General features: G+C 66.5%; 20 protein-coding genes. 10 read left to right on the top strand and 10 right to left on the bottom strand.

The window, feature by feature from the left end:
* Positions 1–94: 94 nt before the first annotated feature.
* Together DM373_RS07455 and DM373_RS07450 are read right to left on the bottom strand one after the other, a co-directional pair.
* The gene (locus DM373_RS07455; protein WP_110992924.1) at positions 95–505 is read right to left on the bottom strand and encodes a response regulator; all 411 of its coding nucleotides are present in this window, start codon (positions 503–505) and stop codon (positions 95–97) included.
* A gap of 48 nt (positions 506–553) precedes the next feature.
* Positions 554–736 carry a Flp family type IVb pilin gene (locus DM373_RS07450; RefSeq protein WP_110992923.1) on the bottom strand — a complete coding sequence of 61 codons (183 nt, stop codon included), beginning with the start codon at positions 734–736 and terminating at the stop codon, positions 554–556.
* 287 nt (positions 737–1,023) lie between these two features.
* On the opposite strand from DM373_RS07450, the gene cpaB reads away from it, so the two are divergent.
* From cpaB to DM373_RS07410, 8 genes are all read left to right on the top strand, one after another.
* Positions 1,024–1,974 carry a Flp pilus assembly protein CpaB gene (cpaB, locus tag DM373_RS07445; RefSeq protein ID WP_110992922.1) on the top strand — a complete coding sequence of 317 codons (951 nt, stop codon included), beginning with the start codon at positions 1,024–1,026 and terminating at the stop codon, positions 1,972–1,974.
* A 109-nt stretch (positions 1,975–2,083) separates the two neighbouring features.
* On the top strand, positions 2,084–3,304 hold the full coding sequence (locus tag DM373_RS07440; protein ID WP_167409810.1) for a type II and III secretion system protein family protein: 1,221 nt from the start codon (positions 2,084–2,086) through the stop codon (positions 3,302–3,304).
* On the top strand, positions 3,301–4,491 hold the full coding sequence (locus tag DM373_RS07435) for a CpaE/TadZ family protein (protein ID WP_110992920.1): 1,191 nt from the start codon (positions 3,301–3,303) through the stop codon (positions 4,489–4,491). The genes DM373_RS07440 and DM373_RS07435 overlap by 4 nt, the downstream gene beginning before the upstream one ends.
* A complete protein-coding gene (locus DM373_RS07430) occupies positions 4,488–5,744 on the top strand; it encodes a TadA family conjugal transfer-associated ATPase (protein ID WP_110992919.1) in 1,257 nt (418 codons plus the stop codon). The genes DM373_RS07435 and DM373_RS07430 overlap by 4 nt, the downstream gene beginning before the upstream one ends.
* Positions 5,741–6,622, top strand: coding sequence for a type II secretion system F family protein (locus DM373_RS07425; protein ID WP_110992918.1), 882 nt, complete (start codon positions 5,741–5,743; stop codon positions 6,620–6,622). Before DM373_RS07430 ends, DM373_RS07425 begins: the two co-directional genes overlap by 4 nt.
* An 8-nt stretch (positions 6,623–6,630) precedes the next feature.
* Complete coding sequence (locus DM373_RS07420) at positions 6,631–7,512, top strand: type II secretion system F family protein (RefSeq protein ID WP_110992996.1); 882 nt, start codon at positions 6,631–6,633, stop codon at positions 7,510–7,512.
* Between the two features lie 11 nt (positions 7,513–7,523).
* On the top strand, positions 7,524–8,225 hold the full coding sequence (locus DM373_RS07415) for a tetratricopeptide repeat protein (RefSeq protein WP_110992917.1): 702 nt from the start codon (positions 7,524–7,526) through the stop codon (positions 8,223–8,225).
* Positions 8,226–8,238: 13 nt separating this feature from the next.
* Positions 8,239–8,505, top strand: coding sequence for a DUF3613 domain-containing protein (locus tag DM373_RS07410; RefSeq protein WP_110992916.1), 267 nt, complete (start codon positions 8,239–8,241; stop codon positions 8,503–8,505).
* 6 nt (positions 8,506–8,511) lie between these two features.
* On the opposite strand, the gene DM373_RS07405 is transcribed toward DM373_RS07410, so the two are convergent.
* Together DM373_RS07405 and DM373_RS07400 are read right to left on the bottom strand one after the other, a co-directional pair.
* Positions 8,512–9,294: a response regulator gene (locus DM373_RS07405; protein WP_425272567.1), complete on the bottom strand. Its 783-nt coding sequence runs from the start codon at positions 9,292–9,294 to the stop codon at positions 8,512–8,514.
* A 110-nt stretch (positions 9,295–9,404) separates the two neighbouring features.
* Positions 9,405–9,875 (bottom strand): A24 family peptidase, encoded by a 471-nt coding sequence (locus DM373_RS07400; RefSeq protein ID WP_110992914.1) that lies wholly within the window; start codon positions 9,873–9,875, stop codon positions 9,405–9,407.
* 75 nt (positions 9,876–9,950) lie between these two features.
* Here DM373_RS07400 and DM373_RS07395 point away from each other — a divergent pair, with 75 nt between their 5' ends.
* Positions 9,951–10,394 (top strand): TadE/TadG family type IV pilus assembly protein, encoded by a 444-nt coding sequence (locus tag DM373_RS07395; RefSeq protein ID WP_110992913.1) that lies wholly within the window; start codon positions 9,951–9,953, stop codon positions 10,392–10,394.
* 26 nt (positions 10,395–10,420) lie between these two features.
* A complete protein-coding gene (locus tag DM373_RS07390) occupies positions 10,421–13,027 on the top strand; it encodes a PAS domain-containing sensor histidine kinase (protein ID WP_110992994.1) in 2,607 nt (868 codons plus the stop codon).
* On the opposite strand, the gene DM373_RS07385 is transcribed toward DM373_RS07390, so the two are convergent.
* The 6 genes from DM373_RS07385 to DM373_RS07360 all read right to left on the bottom strand — a co-directional run bounded on the left by DM373_RS07385 (position 13,012) and on the right by DM373_RS07360 (position 18,461).
* Positions 13,012–14,967 carry a pilus assembly protein TadG-related protein gene (locus DM373_RS07385; RefSeq protein WP_244215050.1) on the bottom strand — a complete coding sequence of 652 codons (1,956 nt, stop codon included), beginning with the start codon at positions 14,965–14,967 and terminating at the stop codon, positions 13,012–13,014. The two genes, DM373_RS07390 and DM373_RS07385, sit on opposite strands and share 16 nt — an antisense overlap.
* A gap of 245 nt (positions 14,968–15,212) precedes the next feature.
* Positions 15,213–15,773 (bottom strand): DUF4136 domain-containing protein, encoded by a 561-nt coding sequence (locus tag DM373_RS07380; protein WP_110992912.1) that lies wholly within the window; start codon positions 15,771–15,773, stop codon positions 15,213–15,215.
* 20 nt (positions 15,774–15,793) lie between these two features.
* On the bottom strand, positions 15,794–16,429 hold the full coding sequence (locus DM373_RS07375) for a DUF4136 domain-containing protein (RefSeq protein ID WP_110992911.1): 636 nt from the start codon (positions 16,427–16,429) through the stop codon (positions 15,794–15,796).
* A gap of 21 nt (positions 16,430–16,450) precedes the next feature.
* Positions 16,451–17,200 (bottom strand): methyltransferase domain-containing protein, encoded by a 750-nt coding sequence (locus tag DM373_RS07370; RefSeq protein ID WP_110992910.1) that lies wholly within the window; start codon positions 17,198–17,200, stop codon positions 16,451–16,453.
* Positions 17,197–17,502: a MazG-like family protein gene (locus DM373_RS07365; RefSeq protein ID WP_110992909.1), complete on the bottom strand. Its 306-nt coding sequence runs from the start codon at positions 17,500–17,502 to the stop codon at positions 17,197–17,199. Before DM373_RS07365 ends, DM373_RS07370 begins: the two co-directional genes overlap by 4 nt.
* A gap of 107 nt (positions 17,503–17,609) precedes the next feature.
* Positions 17,610–18,461: a MaoC family dehydratase gene (locus DM373_RS07360; RefSeq protein ID WP_110992908.1), complete on the bottom strand. Its 852-nt coding sequence runs from the start codon at positions 18,459–18,461 to the stop codon at positions 17,610–17,612.

Here is an 18,461-nt window from a genome sequence, read left to right as displayed (position 1 = left end):
CGGGCGGCGCTCGATCTCATAGGCGCCACAACCCTTACGGCGAACACCTGTCAGCCTTGCCCCCCTTTCGCGACGGATGCTTCGCTGTGTCGCCCTAATTCACCGCATGCAGCAACGGTTTGGGGAACAGGTTCTCCAGCGTCTCCAGCAACCTCGCGTGGTAGATCGGCTTGCGGAACAGGTCCAGCACCTGCAGGCGCAGCAGATCGCTGCAGTCGTCCATGTCGGCGTGCCCGGACATCACGATCACGGGCAGGTGCTGGCGAGCAGTGTGGTCGCGCAGGCGTTTAATCAGGCCGATGCCGCTCTCTTCGGGCATGCGCAGGCCGGTGATCACCAGGGCGACATCCGGGTGGCGGGTGAGCAGTTGCAGGGCCGTCCTCACCGAGACGGCGGTATGGCAGCAGAAACCCTGGTTTTCCAGCAGTTCGGCCAGCTCCAGCAGGGCCTCCTCCTCCTCGTCATCGACCAGCAGTATCTGTTGACGCAAGGAAGAGGTCGGCATGGTCGGCTCCCGAAGGTCTGGATCAATCGGCATGCACGCAGCGCGAGGTTACTGGGTGATCGCGGTCTGGATCGTGGTCATGATGGCTTTTACCTCGCCCGAGATGGGGGTGACGAACCCGGCCAGTACGACTGCGACCATGGCCGCGATCACCGCGTATTCGATACCGGAGGCGCCGTCCTTGCGCTGAAGGAAGTTCTTGCAGTGGAGGATGATCAGGTGCAGCAGCATGGCACGTCTCCTTGCGCACGGTCGGCGCCGGTCACGGGGCTTGAAATGTGACACCCCTTTGCCATCACAGGATCGCCAAGCCATGGCAGCCTGCAAATGTAACAAAGCATTAATTCGAAAGTATTAACTTTAATCAGCGTGGCTAAGTTCCTGTTTTCTTTATGCGTCAATTTCATGGCTTAAAAAACGTAGCCGGACAAATGGCGATTCGACAGGGCTGCGCTAACTTGCAATAGCGAAATAGTTACTTTTTGCCAGCATTGGTCCCCGGCGCAGGGAGTGCGGAAATGAGCAGTCGCTTGACCATGGTCCTCGCTGGCCTGTTTCTGTTGGCTGCATTGCTGGCCGGCTATTGGGGCCTGCGCCTCAGCCGCCCGGCGCAATCCGCGCCAACGCCTATCGTCGCCGCCCCCTCCGAGGCGTCGGCCCCCGCACTTGCCCCGGCGCCTGTCCAACCTCCGGAACCGCCTCGCACACCCATCCTGGTGCTGCGCAGGGCTGTGCCGGCCAATACCCCGTTGACCGCCGACGACGTGCTGGTCGAGCGCTTGCAGGTGGTGCCCGCCGGCGCTTTCCAGCAGCCTGAACAGGTGCTGGGGCGCAGCAGTTCGCGGCCGCTGGAGGCCGGCAGTTGGCTCGATGAGTCGAGCTTCCAGGCGGGCGGCCCGCTGGCGCGGATGATCCGCAGCCACGAGCGCGCGGTGGCGGTGGCGGTGGACGATGTGGTGGGCGCAGCCGGGCAACTGCGGCCCGGCGACTATGTCGATGTGCTGCTGTTCCTGCGCGAAGAAACCAACAACCCGCAATCCTCCGCCCAGGTGGTGCTGCCGGCCCTGCGTGTGCTCAGCGTCGACCAGCAGACGGGCCTGGCCAATGACGGTCGCCCGGCGCAGACCGCCGAAGAACAGAAAGCCCGCCGTGACCAGCAGATGATGGGCGGCACCGTTACCCGCACCGTGGGCTTGGCCGTGCCCCAGGCCCTGGCCAGCCGCCTGCTGCTGGCCGCCCAGGCCGGCACCTTGCGCCTGGCAGTACGCAGCGCCGACGAACAGTTGCTGGCGCGTTACTGGTCCGGCCAGGACGCAAGCGCTCAAGTGGACGCCGCCAACCGAGAACTCTACCGCTTCAGCCAGCTGTCCCAGGTGCCGCTGGCCGGCCCGGCCGCGGTTGCGGCAGTGCCCACCATGCAGATCATTCGTGGCGCTGCCCAGGCCGCCGACACGAACAAGACCCCCTGACCCGGCAAGGATGCATTGCATGCGTAGTTCTTTGCGTAGTTCCTGGCGTCATACGCCGCGTCGCTCCGCGCAGCGGCCCTGGCTGTTGTGTCTCGCCTTTTGGTTGTTGATGCCGGTGGCGCAAGCGGCTGGCAAGGGGTGTGCGGCATTCGACCAGTTGCCTTCGGTGATCGAGATGGACCAGGGCCTGCAGCAGGAATTGCGCCTGCCGGTGACCATCATCCGCGCCGCGGTGGGTGACCCCAAGGTGGCCGATGTGCAGCCCAGCGGCGAACGCGGCGTGCTGCTGACCTCGGTGGGGCAGGGCAATACCAGCGTGATGCTGTGGACCGACTGCGCCCCGCGACCGCACCGGGCCATGCTGTTCGTCAAGGGCCGGGCCAGCGCCGACATGGCCGAGGTGGCGCAACCCTTGGCCGGGCAGGACGCCCTGCCGATCCAGGTGCAGGCCGATATCCGTTTCGTCGAGGTGCGCCGGCAAAAATACAAGGAGGCCGGCGCCAGGCTGTTCTTCAAAGGCTCCAACAACAGCCTGTTCGGTTCGCCCGGCACGGTACCCAACACCTTCGTGCGCCCTGGCTATGTGCCAGGCATTCAGACCGGTAGCAACCCGGTGACCTACGCCGATGTGCGGCCGGGCATCCCGCTCGACAACAACGTCTTCAACATTGTCTGGGGCGGCGGTAGCAGCCGTTTCCTGGCGATGATCAACGCCCTTGAGAACAGTGGTTTCGCCTACACCCTGGCGCGCCCCAGCCTGACCGTGCTCAGTGGCCTGACCGCAAGCTTCCTGGCTGGTGGCGAGGTGCCCATCCCGGTGCCCAGCAGTGGCAGCGACAACGTCTCGATCGAATACAAGGAATTCGGCGTGCGCCTGGCGTTGACCCCCACCGTGGTCAGCCGCAACCGTATCACCCTCAAGGTGGCCCCCGAGGTCAGCGAACTGGACTACAGCAACGCGGTGACCATCGCCGGCACCCAGGTGCCGGCCCTGAGCGTACGGCGCACCGACACCAGCATTTCCCTGGCCGATGGCGAGAGTTTCATCATCAGCGGGCTGGTCAGCAGCAACGTGCGTTCTTCCGTGGACAAGCTGCCGGGGCTGGGCAACCTGCCGATCATCGGCGCGTTCTTCCGCCAATCGGCGCTCAACCGTGAAGAGACCGAACTGCTGATGATCGTGACCCCGCACTTGGTCCAGCCGCTGGCCGCCGACGCGCGCCTGCCGGAGTTGCCAGGCGAGGCGCTGCGTACCTACGACCCCAGTTGGGGTCGCCTGTTCTTCATGGAAAACGGCAGCTTCGAAGGCCAAGGCGGGTTGTCCCGATGAGCGAAAGCCACAACCAGACTTACCTGGCACTGACCCGCAACCAGGACGACCTGCAATGGCTGCAGGGCGCCCTGGCGCCGCTGGGGCAGGTGATCGGCGCCAATGGGCCGAGCCTCGACGAGTTGCTGGCGCTGGTCGACATGACCTTCAGCAACCTGGTGTTCATCGGCCTCGACCGCGAGCAACTGATCGCCCAGTGCGCGCTGATCGAAGGGGTACTGGAGGCCAAGCCGATGCTGGCCATCGTCGCGCTCGGCGATGGCATGGACAACCAACTGGTACTGCATGCCATGCGCGCTGGCGCCCGCGACTTCGTCGCCTATGGTTCGCGTGCCAGCGAGGTGGCCGGGCTGGTGCGGCGCCTGGGCAAACGCCTGCCGACCGTGGCCAGCAACCCCAGCCTGGGTGGGCTCAGCGTGCTCTACGGTGCCCAGCGCGGGGCCGACGGTGCGCTGTTGACCACCCACCTGGCGCGGGTGGTGCAGGACAGCGGCCAGCAGACCCTGCTGCTCGACCTCGGCCTGCCCCGTGGCGACAGCCTGGCGCTGCTGGGGCTGGAGGCGTCGTTCCACTTCGGCGATGCCTTGCGCCATCTGCGCCGGCTCGACGCCACGCTGATCGACAGCGCCTTCACCCGCGACAAAGGCGGCCTGCGCATTCTCGCCTACGCCGCCAACGACGAGGCGCTGGAGCAGACCAGCGCCGCCGAGCTGTACATGCTGCTCAGTGCCTTGCGCCAGCATTTCCAGCACATCGTGCTGAACCTCACCGGGCAGGCCGACAGCGAAGCGGTGCGCACCCTGGTCAGCCATTGCGACAAGCTGATCCTGTACACCGATCAGAACATCCTCGATTGCCGGCGCAACCTGGAACTGCTCGAGCAGTGGCGTGATCGCGGCATCAAGCTCGACCATGCCAGCCTGCTGGTCGACCGCTTCATGCGCCATGTGGCGCCGGATGCCGAGGCCCTGGCCAAACGCTATGGCTTGAAGCTGCTCAAGGTCATGCCCTACAGCCCGGAGCTGCGCCTGAATGCCAAGAACCAGGGCCTGAGCCTGTTCGAGCTAGCCCCGCGCGAAGCGCTGAGCCAGGCACTGCGCGAACTCGGCGAGCGCCTGGCGCGGCGCTCGGAAAACCTGGCGCCCCCCACCCACACCTGGCTGCGCCGCCTGTGGAGCAACCGATGAGCAGCGAAGAACCCTTTGGTGGGCAGCGCCAGGCGGCAAACGACCCGCAGGTGCTCAAGCGTGCCCTGCACCGGCATGTCATCGATGCCATCGAGGACACTGGCCGCAACCTGCTCGAAGGCGCGCGCCCGGCCCTGGCGCAGTTCGTCCTGGAGCAGGTGGGCGACTATGTGGCGCGCCTGCGCCTGGCCCTGTCGCGTTACGAGATGGAGCGCCTGGCCGAAGAGATCGTCGACGAGCTGACCGGCTACGGCCCGCTGGAAGTGCTGCTGCGCGACCCGAGTGTCACCGAGATCCTGGTCAATGGCCCGTACCGGGTGTTCGTCGAACGGGGCGGGCTGCTGCAGCACACCGACTTGCGCTTTATCGACGCACACCATGTGCAACGGGTAATGCAGCGCATCCTGGCGCCCTTGGGGCGGCGCCTGGACGAATCCTCGCCGATGGTCGATGCGCGCATGCCCGACGGCAGCCGGGTCAATGCGATCATCCCGCCGGTGGCGCTGGACGGGCCGTGCCTGTCGATCCGCAAGTTTCGCCAGGACATGCTCAAGAGTGCCGACCTGCTGGCCACCCGGGCCATCGACCAGGCCATCTACGACTTCCTCGAACGCGCCGTGGGCCGGCGCTGCAACATCCTCGTCAGTGGCGGCACCGGCACCGGCAAGACCACCTTGCTCAATATCCTCAGCCAGATGATCGCGCCCCAGGAGCGGCTGGTGACCATCGAGGATGTCGCCGAGCTGCAATTGCACCACCCGCACGTGGTGCGCCTGGAAACCCGTCCGCCCAACGCCGAAGGCCATGGCGAGATCAAGGCCAGCGAGTTGATTCGCAACGCCCTGCGCATGCGCCCCGACCGCATCATCCTCGGCGAGATCCGTGGCGCCGAAGTGGTCGATGTGATGACCGCGATGAACACCGGCCACGATGGCTCGATGAGCACCGTGCACGCCAACAGTGCGCAGGATGCCCTGCTGCGTCTGGAAACCCTAGTCGGCCTGACGGGCCGCCAGGTGGCCGAGAAGACCCTGCGCCAGATGATCTGCGCGGCGCTGGATGTGGTGATCCAGCTGACCCGCCTGGCCGATGGCCGCCGTTGTGTGAGCGAAGTGCTGGAGGTGGTCGGCGTGCGTGACGACGTGTACGTCACCAATACCTTGTTCCGCCTCGACCGGCGCGGCGGCGATGTGTTCCTCAGCGAGGCGCCGCACCCGGCAGGGGCCAAGCTGCGCCACGAGGGCCTGCTGTGATCGGCCCGCTGCTGCTGGCATTGGCGCCGCTGTGCCTGGGCATGGCGCTGCTGCTGTGGCGTGTGGCCCTGCACAAGCGCGGTGAGGAGCGCATCCTGCAGCGCCTGGGGCGGGCCTACCGCGCGGTGCGCGGCGCCAGTGCCAGGCGTGACTGGCTCGACCCGCTGTTGCAGCGGGCTGGCCTGGCGCCGGGCGAGCGTGGCCTGCACTACGGGTTGCTGGCCTGGCTGGGCCTGGTGCTGGTCGCCGGCCTGGCCGCGGGCTGGGTGGCGGCGTTGCTGATGCTGTTCGGCCTGCCGTTGCTTGGCCATGCCTACCTCAGTTGGCGCTGCCGCCGACGGGTGCGGCAGATCGTCGAGCAATTGCCTGGGCTGCTGGACTACAGCGTGCGCAGCCTCAAAGCCGGGCGTACCTTGAACGACGCGGTGCTCGGGGGGATCGATGGCACGCGCGAGCCACTGCACTCGGCGATGCTGCGGGTGCGGCGCAACGTGCGCATGGGCGTGCCGCTGGAGGATGCGGTCAGTGAACTGGCCGAGTTGTACCGCCAGGACGAGCTGCGCCTGTTCGCCCTGGGCCTGCGCATCAACCAGCGCCATGGCGGCAATGCCAGCGAATTGATGGAGAACCTGATCAAGCTGATCCGCGAGCACGAGCAGGGCGACCGCCAGTTGCGCGCGATGACCGGCGAAACGCGCATCACCGCGTGGATCCTGGGAGCGTTGCCGTTGGGCATGGTCGGTTATTTCCTGCTCGCCAACCCCGGTTACCTGCTGGCCATGTGGCGAGACAGCCATGGGCAGACCATGCTGCTGCTGGCTTTCGCCCTCCAGGCCGTCGGTTGCCTGGTGCTGTGGCGCATGATGAGGCGCCTGTGAACGGGGCCATGCTGTTCAGCGCCCTGTGCCTGTTGGCCGGCTTCGCCCTGCTGGCGCTGCAGGCCGCGCGGCAGCTGCGCGCCCGTCAGCGGGTGGCGCGCCGCCTGCAGGGGCGGCTGGCCCCTGACGAACGGCTGGGCGACTGGCTGCAGTGGCTGGGCAGCAGCCCGCTGGGGCGACGCCTGCAGCGACTCGACGGCGAGACCCAGGTGCTGTTGGAGCGCCTGGGCTGGCGGCGCAGCCGGCAGCGGGCGTTGTTCGCCGCGTTGCAGCTCGGGCTGCCGTTGCTGGCCGCCGGCCTGGTGCTGGTGATGGTGCATGGCTTGCCGGGTGAGCGCCGGGGCAACTGGATGGTGCTGGTGCTGTGTGCGCTGGGTGCCGGCTACCTGGTGCCCAAGCGCCTGCTCGCCGCAGCGGCGGCGCGGCGCCAGCGCAAGATCGCCCAGGACGTCAGCCTGATGATCCCGCTGCTGCGCATTCTGTTCGAGACCGGCCTTGCGGTGGAGCAGGCCTTGCGCGTGCTGGCCCTGGAGGGGCGCAGCCTGGTGCCGAACATCTGCGACGAGTTGCAATTGGTGTTGCAGCGGGTCGACTCGGGCCTGGCGCTGGGGCCGGAACTGGAAAAGACCGCACGGCTGCTGGCGGTGGACGAGTTCATCGACACCTGCGTGATCCTCCAGCAGTTGCTGGTGCAAGGCAGCGGTTCGATGAAGTCGTTGCTGGCGCTCAAGGAACTGCTGGATGACCGGCGCTTGACCGGCCTGCAGGAGCGGGTGTCGAAGATGTCGGCAAAGATGTCGGCGGTGATGATGGTGTTCCTGTTCCCGGCCTTGCTTATCGTCCTGGCCGGGCCGGGCTTTTCCGCCTTGGCGCGGGCATTGGGATCCTGAGGGGGAAAGGGATGAAAGCGATCATGCTGATGACGGGCCTGTTGCTGCTGACCGGTTGTGCCGGGCAGCCGCCCGAAGGCCTGGCCCGCCTGCTCGGTGGCGGCAGCTGCGGCAAACCCGCCGCCGACCAGCAACTGAGCCTGGACATGGCCGACCAGATGATTGGCGAAGGCCGCCCGCATGCGGGGTTGGCGCACCTGGAGCAACTGCCGGAAACCCTTGACCAGGTGCGCCTGCGCAAGGCCAAGGTGCTGCGCCTGCTGGGCCGCAGCGAGGCCGAACCCCTGTACCGCAGCCTGCTGGGGGGCTGCCTGGCGGCCGAGGGCGAGCATGGCCTGGGGCAGATAGCCGCGGCGCGGGGCGACGACACCCAGGCCCTGCGTAACCTGCAGCGCGCAGCGCGCCTGGCGCCGACCGATGAAAAAGTGCGCAACGACCTGGGCGTGGTGCAGATGAAACTGGGCAACGATGAGCAGGCGCGCTTCGAGTTCCTCACCGCCCTTGAACTGAAGGATGACAACCCATTGCCGGCGGTCAACCTGGTGACCCTGTCACTGCTGCAGGACAACTGGAACCAGGCCGAGGATCTGGTCAAGCGGCTGCGGCTCAAGCCTGAGCAGTTCGCCGAAGCCCAGGCCCGGGCTCAGCAGCTCAGGGCCGGCGGGCGCGGCCCGCTCGCCGCCCGCACCACGCCGACGGCGGCCATCAATTGAACGGGAGGTAAGCATGTTCAAGCCCTGGATAGCCCTGGCCTGCCTGGCCGCACCACTGCTGGCACAAGCCGAGGAGCCTGTGCGCCAAGCGCGGGCAGAAACCGCCACCGAGGCGCTGTTGCAGGTGCAGGCGAGCAATCGGCAGGCCTCGCCGGTGCGCCAGCAGCAGACCGACAAGGAGCGCGACCAGTCCATGCAGCGCTGGCTGGACAGCTACAAGTACGAGATTCCGGACTTCTATCGCTGGACCAAGATCAGCTCGTCGAACAACGGCGGTTGATGGCCGTCAATGGGTGGTGAAGCGCTGGTGCAGCGGCGACGAGCTCGGCGCCAGCGCCAGTGCCAGCTGCGTGCGGTTGTGCATGTGGGTCAGGCGCAATACCTGTGACACATAGAGCTTGACGGTGTTCTCGGTGATGCCCAGCTCGCAGGCGATCTGGTAGTTGGTCTTGCCCTTGCTCACCAGCTTTGCCACTTCCATCTGGCGCGGGGACAGCTTCTCGAATGCCGACGGCAGTTCCGGCTCGGCCTCCTCGATGTCCGTGGCGCGGCGATGCACGCCCTGGCCGCGGGCTTTTTCCAGGTCCTGGTAGAGTTCGTCGATGGACTCGGCCAGGCCCTGCAGGCGCTGGTTGAGGTTGCCCAGTTCGCGGAAGTTGCGCTGGCGCTCCAGCAAGGCAAGCTCCTGGCGCCGCACGCCTTCGAGCAGCTCAGCCAGGTCCATGGGTTTCTGGTAGTAGTCGGCAAAGCCTTCACGCAGGGCGCGGATCACATCCTGCTTGTCGGCGCGGCCGGTCAGCATGATCGCCTCGAACAGCCGCTGGTTGCCGGCGATCTGCTTCAGCGCACGGACCAGCTCGATACCATCGCGCTCGGGCATGTGCAGGTCGCAGAGCACCAGGCCGATGGCTTCGTCGGCGATGTATTGCTCGATGGCCTGGTCCGTGGAATGGGCCGGGACGCAGCGATAGCCTTCACTTTCCAGCCAGTCGCACAACTCTTCGACAATCAACGGCTGGTCGTCGACAACCAGCACTTTCACTTCACTGACGGACTTGTTCACGATCAACTCCCTGTCGTATCGGTCTTGCTGCCGGGCCGCGGGCACCGGCAGCAAAAAAGTAGTCGCACTTTGCAATCAAGTACATGGACTGTACACCTTATCCGAACGTTCAGTCTTCATTGGATCCAGACTGCCGTCAGGAGAAAGCCGGCCAGTACGTAAGGCGCAAAGGGCTGCTTGTCGCCGACTTCTTCAGCGAGTTTCTGCAGGCGTTTTTTCAGTTTTGGGTTGAGCAAGGTCCACAGCCGGCGCCGGCCCAGCAGCCAGGCCAGCACGGTGATGCCGGCGCCGATGAAGGTACCCAGCACATACTGCGGGCTGGTGGCCAGGGCCAGGGCGGCCATCAGCTTGACGTCGCCGGCACCGAAACGGCCGAGCATGTAGCCGGGCAATGTCAGCAGCATGACGATGGCCAGGGCCCAGCCGGCATCGCTGGCATCGGCGCCGATCCAGGTATGACCGGTGGCGAACAGCCAGGCCAGGGCGCAGGTCGCGACACCCAGGGTGAGGGCGTTGGAAATCTGCCGTTCACGGACATCTTGTTCGGTGCACAAGGCAAGCCACATCAGGAGAACAATGCTTTGCATTGGCAAATTGCCATCCCTATTCGTTGAACGGTTCTATGCTGTCAGACAGGTCTCACAGTCAGGGTAGACGCGATCATGCAAGCAAGCCCGGCGGGACGGCAAAAAGGCGCGGCAGCCATTGAGTTTGTCGCAGTGTTCATGATTTTTTTCGCGGTGTTCTATGGGCTGGTCAGTTACGCCCTGCCGATGCTGATGCTGCAGTCGTTCAACCAGGCCAGCAGCGAGGCGGTGCGTCGCTGCGTGGCCGTCGACCCGGCAAGCGCCACCTATGCCCTGGACGTGCAAGGCGTGGCGCACCAGGTAATAAGCCGGCAGTTGGCCTGGATGCCCGACGCCCTCGGCTTCAATGTGGCGGGCGACACCCGGGTTGTGGTGGGGGCGGACAAGCTGCTGACGGTCACCATCGACTACCCCCGTGATCGGCTGGAGCGGGTATTGCCTGTGCTGGTGCTGCCGCTGATCGGCGAGGTGCCCAAGCTGCCTGCACGCCTGCAGGCCCAGGCGAGCCTGCAGCTGTGACGGGCGGCCTGTTCGACCGTTGGCGCATGGCGCCGTCCCCTGCACCCGAGCTTGCCAACGTGCCGGCGGTGGGCCTGCAACTGTGGCTCGACGATCAGGCTCGGGTGCTGCGCCTGGCGGGCCCGCTGCGGACCTTGCTGGCCTTGCCCGGGCGTTCCGCCGCGCGGGTGCACGACTACCTGCAACGCCACAGCTTGCTGGTGCTCGAAGGCGAGCCCGGCGATTGGCAGGGGCAGCCGCTGGATCTGGACTTCCACACCGTCATGGGCCAGGCGCTGCATACCCGTGGCTGGTTGCAGCGCCACGGCGAGGCCTGGCTGCTGCAACTGTTCGATATTGGCGACCTGCTGCGCGAGCAGCGCTGGGACCGCCAGCGGCCACTGCTGGTGGAGATTGGCCATGCGCTGCGTGAATGCGGCGCCGAGCGCTTGCTGCAGACCACCCGCGAGCAGTTGCAGGCGTTGGCCGAACACTGGCAGGCCTCCTCGCTGCGGCTGATGCTGCGTGAGCCGGGTGGTTGGCGCCATTACGCCAGCAACGAGAACCAGTGGCCCTGGCCGGACGATGGCCGGCTGCAGCCCTGGCTGCGGCAACTGCCTGCGCAGACCTTGATCGAGGTCACCGATGACCCCGAGCTGCTGGCGCGCTGCGGGGGGCTTTCGCTGTTCCTGGTGCCCTATCGCCAAGGGCGGGATGCCGAGGCCTGGCTGCTGTGCGCCGGGGCCACGCAGACGCCCCCGGCCGACATGGCGCTGGCGTTGGCGCGGACCTTGGTCGAGCCGCTGCTGGCGCGCCATCGACACCAGCAGTTGCAGCGCCAGGCCAGCCACCTCGACGACCTCCAGCAGCAACTGGGGGCGGGCTGGTGGGAGTGGCCGCTGGACGGCCAGTTGCAACTCGATCCGGCGCTGGCCACGACGCTGGCGTTGCCGTGCCAGGTCGGTGAAGGGCAATGGTTGGCACGCCTGCACCCGGCCGACCGTGAGCCCGCGCAATTGGCGCTGCAACAGGCGCGCGAGGGGTTGGCGCTGAACCTGAGCCTGCGCCTGGGCGAGGCCGATGGCATGGGGGCGCAGCGCTGGTTCCAATGGGTCGGCCAGTTGCAGGGGCAGCAGTTGCGCGGTTTTCTGCTCGACATCAGCGCGCTCAAGACCCAGGAGCATCAGGCCGGCACTGCCCGTGCCCGCCTGGAGAACCTGATCGCCAGTTCGCCGGCGGTGATCTACGTGCAGCGCTACGCCGACGGCGCGCTGCACAGCGAGTTCTTCAGCGCCAGCCTGGCGCCGTTGCTGGGCTGGCCGGCCGACGGCGAACTGGCGCGCCAGCCGGGCCTGGCCGTGCACCCGGATGACCGGCCGCTGTGGCTGGCGCGCACCCGCGACCTGTTGCGCGACGGCCAGGTGCGCTGCCGTTACCGCCTGCGCGACCAGCTTGGTGGTTACCACTGGATGCACGATGAAGCGCGCCTGCTGCGTGACGACCTAGGCCAGCCGCGGGAGGTGGTCGGGCTGTGGCTGGATGTCAGCGAAGCGACCGAGGCCGCCGAGCGCACGCGCCAGAGCGAAGAGCGCTACCGCGTGCTGGTGGAGGACTCGCCAGCGATGATCTGCCGCTACCGCCCGGACCTGAGCCTGGTGTTCGGCAACCGGCCCCTGGCCGACTACCTGCACTGCACGCCGGAGCAGTTGGTGGGCGCGAACCTGGGCCAGTGGCTGTCCGCCAGCCAGCGTGAAGACTTCCTGCAGCGCTTGCAGGCGCTGACCCCGGAGCAGCCGATGAGCAGCGCGGAAATTTGCCTGCAACTGCCTGGCCGTGAGCAGGCCTGGTGGGTGTGGGCCGATCGCGGGCTGTTCGATGCCCAGGGCCGCCTGCTGGAGATCCAGGCAGTCGGCCGCGACAACACGGCGGTGCGGCGCAGCCAGCAGCAATTGCTGCAAGGGGCGAAAATGGCCACGCTGGGCGAGCTGGCGACCGGGCTGGTGCACGAGATCAACCAGCCGCTCAACGTGATGCGCATGGCGGTGGTAAACGCGCTGCAACGCCTGGAGAGCGGCATTGCCGAGCCTGCGTACATGGAGCAGAAGCTGCGCCGGATCGAGGCCCAGATCGAGCGCGCCGCGCGGCTGGTCGAGCACATGCGCGTGTATGGCCGGCGTTCGGCGCCCGAGCGCGAGTGCTTCAGCGCCTGGGGCGCGGTCGAAGGGGCCCGTGCCTTGCTGGAGGAGGGGCTGCGCGGCAAGGGCGTGAACCTGTGCATCGAGGCGCCCGCCGAGCAACCGCAGGTGTTCGGCCATCAGGACCAGCTGGAGCAGGTGTTGATCAACCTGATGGTCAACGCCCGTGACGCCTTGCTCGAACAGCGCCGCGCGCAGCCCTGGATCCGTGTGCGCCAGACCTTGCAGGGCTCGCGCCTGTGCCTGGTGGTGGAAGACAACGGCGGCGGCATCGACCCGCATCTGCTCGAGCGTATCTTCGAGCCTTTCTTCACCACCAAGCCGGCCGGGGTCGGCACCGGCCTTGGGCTGTCGGTCAGCCATGGGATCGTCAGCCATATGGGCGGCAGCCTGTCGGTGGCCAACAGCGACGAAGGCGCGTGTTTCCGGGTGGAACTGCCGCTTCACAGCAGCAGTTGAGCATGCCCGCTGCTGCAACTGAGGTTGGCGCCGACCTGGGCGTTGGCCAGGTCGATGCCCAGGGTCTTGAGCAGGCCATTGACCAAGGGGTCGAGCAGCGTGCCCAGCAGGTTCTTGAGCAGCGGCTCGAGGATGGCTTTCACGCCGTCTAGCAAGCCGGCCGTAAGCGTCATGATCTGGCCCAGGCCACTGCCGCTCGTGGGTTTGTAAGCTTCCAGATGGATGCCCATGAGCGTGTTCGAAAGGCTGGAAACCACCTGTGCCTGGTCGCTGTCCATGTTCTGGTAAACCGGCGCCTGGCCTATCTGTGCAGGGGCCGAGCTACCGCTGAACACCAGCCTTTTTTCAATTGGATTGACCCCTAGCAGCGTGCTGTCGATGCGCACGCCTATGCCGCCGCCGGCGAATGGTACGCGGGTGCCGCACGAAGGTGGCAGGAACAGCAACCGGCTGCAGACGTTGGTGCCGATATCGATCAGGGGTAACGCCTTGACTTGATTGGGTGGGTCGCTGCCCTGGGTGAGGAAGGTCTGCGCCGAGTCGAATTTGCCGACGGAGATTTTTGCCGCGGAGCGTTGGGTGAGTGTCGTGAGGGTCTTCGGCGAGCAACTGTAGTTGTCAGGTGGCGCAGGTTGCAGGCGGCTGCTGGCCTGGGCCACCTCCAGGCCGACCTGTAGGCTGACGGTGCCCGGCATCAGGATGATGTCGCTGACTTTGCAGGGCACGGCCAGGGCACAGGTCAGCGACTGTACCGTTCCCAGCAGGTTCAGGCTGAGCAGGTTGCTGACTACGTTGGTCAGCGGCGCCGCCAGGTCGAGCACCGCGTTGAGCAGCCCGGTGACAAGATTGAGTACGGGCAGGTCGAGGGAGATCAGTGCGCGGACCTGGGCGGTATGGACACGCAGCGAGTCGGTACGTGGGTCGCCGATGGCCGAGACTTGCGCAGGCTCTATCACCCGTAGCTGCACGCGGCCATTGACCAGCCCCAGCAGGCTGATGGGCAGGTCGGCAGTGACCGCCCGTTGTTGCGCCGCCACCAGGATGACGCCCTGCACCAGTTGCAACAGTTGGATGCTGGTGTCCAGGCCGGCCATGGCGGTGCCGGTCTGGAGGTTGAGCAACTTGCCCACGCTGATGCTGTCAGGCAGGTCCACTGCCAGCTTGAGCAGGTTGCTGACCACATCGGCGGTAGCACCGCTTTGCTGCAGTACCTTGCCCGCCGCCTTGAGCAAGGTGGTGGCGTCGGTATTGAAGGCCAGCAGTTGCTGGTAGTCCCCTGCATTCAGGTGCAGGTCCACGGCCAGTTGGTCCATGTACTTGAGCAGGTTCAACTGAGTGTTTGCGATGCCTTGCCAGCCCAGCAGGTCGAGTTGTGTGTTGCCCCCGAGCGCCTTGGTCAAGGCATTGAGCAGAGCCCCTTGGTTCGAGTTGACCGTGGCCAGGGTGCTGCGGATGCTCAGCATCGCCTGTGGCGCCGCAGACTTGGCCGCCACCGCGCTTGCATGCAGCGTGGTGGTGCGCAAAAAATTGCCATCGATCAGGCTGAACAGGCCACCGGCGGCACTGGTGTTCACCTGCTCGCGGACTTCGACCTTGATCGCTTCAGGGCGGCTGTTGTCGGCGGTGAATACCCGCAGGTTGTCAGCGCCGGTGCGCAGGTAGCCACAACTGGCGATCAGTGGGTTGTTGACGGAATGGCCGTTGCGGGTGGCGGCGTTGCGGGCCAGCACCGAGGCCTGGACGCCGGCGCCGCTGCACACGCCTGCATGCTCGGCGGCCTCCAGCGCGGCCATGTCGGCGATGCGCTGCAGCTTGCGTTGTTCCAGGTACAGGCGCCCGCTGTCGACGGCGAGCAGCATGAACAGCAGGGCCAAGCCAAGGGTCAGTGCGGCCATCAGGCCGATCGCGCCGCGTTGGCGTATTGCGGGATGGGCAACCACAGGCACTCCTTTGCCGGCCAGTGGCCTGGCAGCACGGCGGCGGTGCAGGGAGTGTAGTCAAGGTGGTGGCAAGTTGCCTTGATTGGCAAGCGGGTCATGCGGTCCCTGTAGGAGCGGCCTTGTGCCGCGAAAGGGCCGCAGAGCGGCCCCGGCAATCTGTGCACCTGGGCAAAAACCTGGGGCCGTTGCGCAGCCCTTTCGCGGCACAAGGCCGCTCCTACAGGAATCGTGCAGGCCCATCGGGCTCAATGGGGTGGGTAGTTGCTCAGTACCTGGGTCACGGTTTTCTGGATCGCGGCGTTGCGCTCCTGTGGGCTGGGCGGGTAGTTGTTCATGATCTGCTCGGCGCTGCCGCGCCAGACCAGCTTGCCGTCGCGGCCATCGAACATGTCGACCTGGATGGTCGCCACCTTGTAGTCGACGCTGCGGGTTTCGTTGTACATCGGGCCGCCCCAGTAGCCCCCCCAATAACCGCCCCAGGCGCCACCGTAGTTGGTGGTGACCTGCTGCTGGCGGTCCTCGACGATCAAATAGGCGCGCACTTTCACATCAGCCTTGGCGTTGCCCTGCACGGGGCGCAGGCCACGCTGGTCGAGCTGGCCGGCGACGGCCTGGCGGATGCGCTGTTCGGTGAGGTCGCTCTTGATCCGCGGGTCGTCCGGCCGGTACTGCAGGCCGGGCTCCTGCCAGGCCCAACTGCGGTAGGCGGCGAAATCGCGGCTGGCATCGAAATCCTGCTGGACGTTGTTGCTCGCACAGGCACCGAGCAGCAGCGCGAAGGACAGTACAACGAGACGTCGCAACATGATGGTTCTCCGTCAAAAAGTTAACTGGGAGGATAGCCGCTCAGTGCCTTGCTCACCGATTCGCGCAGGGCGCTCTCGCGCTCGCGCGGCGAGTCCTTGTCGCTGCCGCTTTCGGCGCTGGCGCTCCACACGGGCTGGCCGTCGCGCGCATCGAACAGGTCGATGCGCACCACCATGACCTCGACCTGGTAGGTGCGCACGATCGGTACGCTGCCATAGGCGCCGTAGCCGTTGCGGTAGCCGCCGTAGCCGACGCTGCCGTAGGGGTAGGGCCCGTAGTAGGGGTCGTAGCTGTCGTAGTCGCGCACTTGGCGCAGGCGCCGTTCCAGGCGGATGTCGGCGCTGACCAGCAAGTCTGGCGCGCCACCCCGGGCCGGGCGCAGGCCTTGTTGATCAAGGGCGCTGCTCACCGCGTCGGCCAGTTGGCCCGGTTCGCCGTTGGCCAGGCCGATGGGCTGCTGGTTGTCGCGCCAGCTCCAGCTGCGGTAGCGGCCATAGTCGCGCGGTGGCGTCGGGTAGGCGCTGGCATCGAAGGTGCTGGCGGCCTGGGGCGGGGCCGGCGGGATGGGGTTGCCACTGGCCACGTAGGGGTTGCTGCTTTGGCAGGCGGCCAGGGCGAAGGGCAAGAGGGCCAGGCAGAGCAAGCGGTACGGCATGGTTCCTCCTGGCCGTTGGGGTCAGTGCGGGCGGCAGATCCAGTGCAGGTAGCGGCCGAGCCCGGCAAAACTCGGGTGACGGCGGTGCGCCAGTTCCATTTCCAGCAGGTCGAGCAGGTCGGCCTTGTCCTGGAATTCCTTGGGCATGTAGTCGTGGAACACGCGCACGCCGCTTTCGCTTTCGACCTGCCACAGAGGTTCAAGTTGCGCCCGCAATTGGCGTGGATCAAGTGGTTTTTGCGGGGTCAGGCTCTGCTTTTCACCGGCCAGACGGTTGCTGCGCAACTTGCGGAAATGGCCCTTGAGCAGGTTGCGGTAAACCAGCGCGTCGCGGTTGTAGAACGCCAGCGACAGCCAGCCGCCGGGGGCGGTCAGCTGGTGCAGTACCGGCAGGATGCTTTCCGGTTCGGCCAGCCATTCCAGCACCGCGTGGCACAGCACCAGGTCGTAGGGTTCGGTCAGCTGGCCGAGCAGGTCCTGCCACGGCGCCTGGATGAACGTGGCCTGTACGCCGGCCTCGGCGAAGCGGGTACGGGCGCCTTCGAGCATCGGCTCGGCGGGCTCGGCCAGGGTCAGCTGGTGGCCGCGCTGGGCCAGCCACAGGGCCATGTGGCCGAGGCCGGCGCCGATGTCGAGGATGCGCAGCGGGCGGTCGGGCAGGGCGTCGGCGAGGTCGGCCTGGAGCACTGCCAGGCGGATCGCACCCTTGGCGCCACCGTAGATCTTCTCGGCGAAGCGGGTGGCCAGTTCATCGAAGTGACGGTCGTTCATTTGCCGAAGCGCCTCTCGCTGTCGGCCAGCTTGGCCCGTACCACTTCGTTCATGTCCAGGCCCAGCTCGCTGCACAGCAGCAACAGGTACAGGACGATGTCGCCGACTTCCTGGCCGGCATGGGCGAGCTGCTCCGGGGGCAACTGGCGTGACTGGTCTTCACTCAACCATTGGAAGATTTCCACCAGCTCGGCCATTTCCACGCTGGCGGCCATGGCCAGGTTCTTCGGGCTGTGGAAGCCGCGCCAGTCGTTGGTGTCGCGGATCCGGTGCAGGCGTTCGGTCAGTTCTTGCAGGTTCATCGGGGTTCTCCTCGTGGCGCATAGCTTCCGGCGAGGTCGAGGGTAAAGCAAGTGACATCAGTGGTGGCCTCATCGCGGGGCAAGCCCGCTCCCACGCCCCGCGATGATCAGAGTGAACGCCAGAGGCCCACCATGTGCAGCAGTCCGCCATGCCCATCCAGTCGCAGCTCACCGGTTGGCGCCGCCGCACTGGCGCTGAGTACCACTTCCGACGGCAACCGCACCGGCTTGTGGAAATCCACTTCGAAGCCATAGCCGGCCTTCGGCAGATGGCCCTGCAGCGCCGCCAGCGCCATGGCTTTGCTCCACATGCCGTGGGCGATGGCCCTGGGGAAACCGAACAGGCGTGCGCTGGCCGCGCTCAGGTGAATCGGGTTGTAGTCACCGCACACCCGAGCGTAGCGCCGGCCGATATCGCTGTCGGCGTACCAGCGCGTGGCCTCGGGCAGCTCAGCGGGTTCGGCTGCGCTGGCTGGCTGCGCGCTGGCGTCGAGTTTCAGCCCGCGTACCAGCATGCGGCTGGTCTCGCGCCAGAGCAGGCCCAGGCCATCCTCGGCCTCGGTGATCAGGTCGAAAGTGCCGCCTTTTTCGTGCGCCTGCAGGTTCTGTGCATGCACGGCGAACCGCAGCCCGTCGATGCCGCCGAGCGGGCGCAGCACTTCGATGCTGTTATGCACATGCACCATGCCCAGCAGCGGGAAGGGGAAGGCGTTGGCGGTCAGCAGTTGCAACTGCAGGGTGAACGCCATGATGTGCGGGTAGGTACCCGGCAGGCGGCCATCGTCGGGGAAGTGACAGAGCCGGCGGTAGGCCGCCAGGTGGTTCGGATCGACCCGCAGGAAGCAGCGCAAGCCTTGCTCGGGGAGCTGCGTGGCGCTGATCTTGCGTTTGCGCAGGGCGCGCAGGTACAGGTTGGCCCGTGCGTCGGGGCTGTGCAGGTCGTGCCAGGTCAAGGTCAT

The organism is Pseudomonas sichuanensis (genome assembly GCF_003231305.1).
Taxonomy (GTDB): domain Bacteria; phylum Pseudomonadota; class Gammaproteobacteria; order Pseudomonadales; family Pseudomonadaceae; genus Aquipseudomonas; species Aquipseudomonas sichuanensis.
This window is presented reverse-complemented; position numbering and strand designations above follow the sequence as displayed.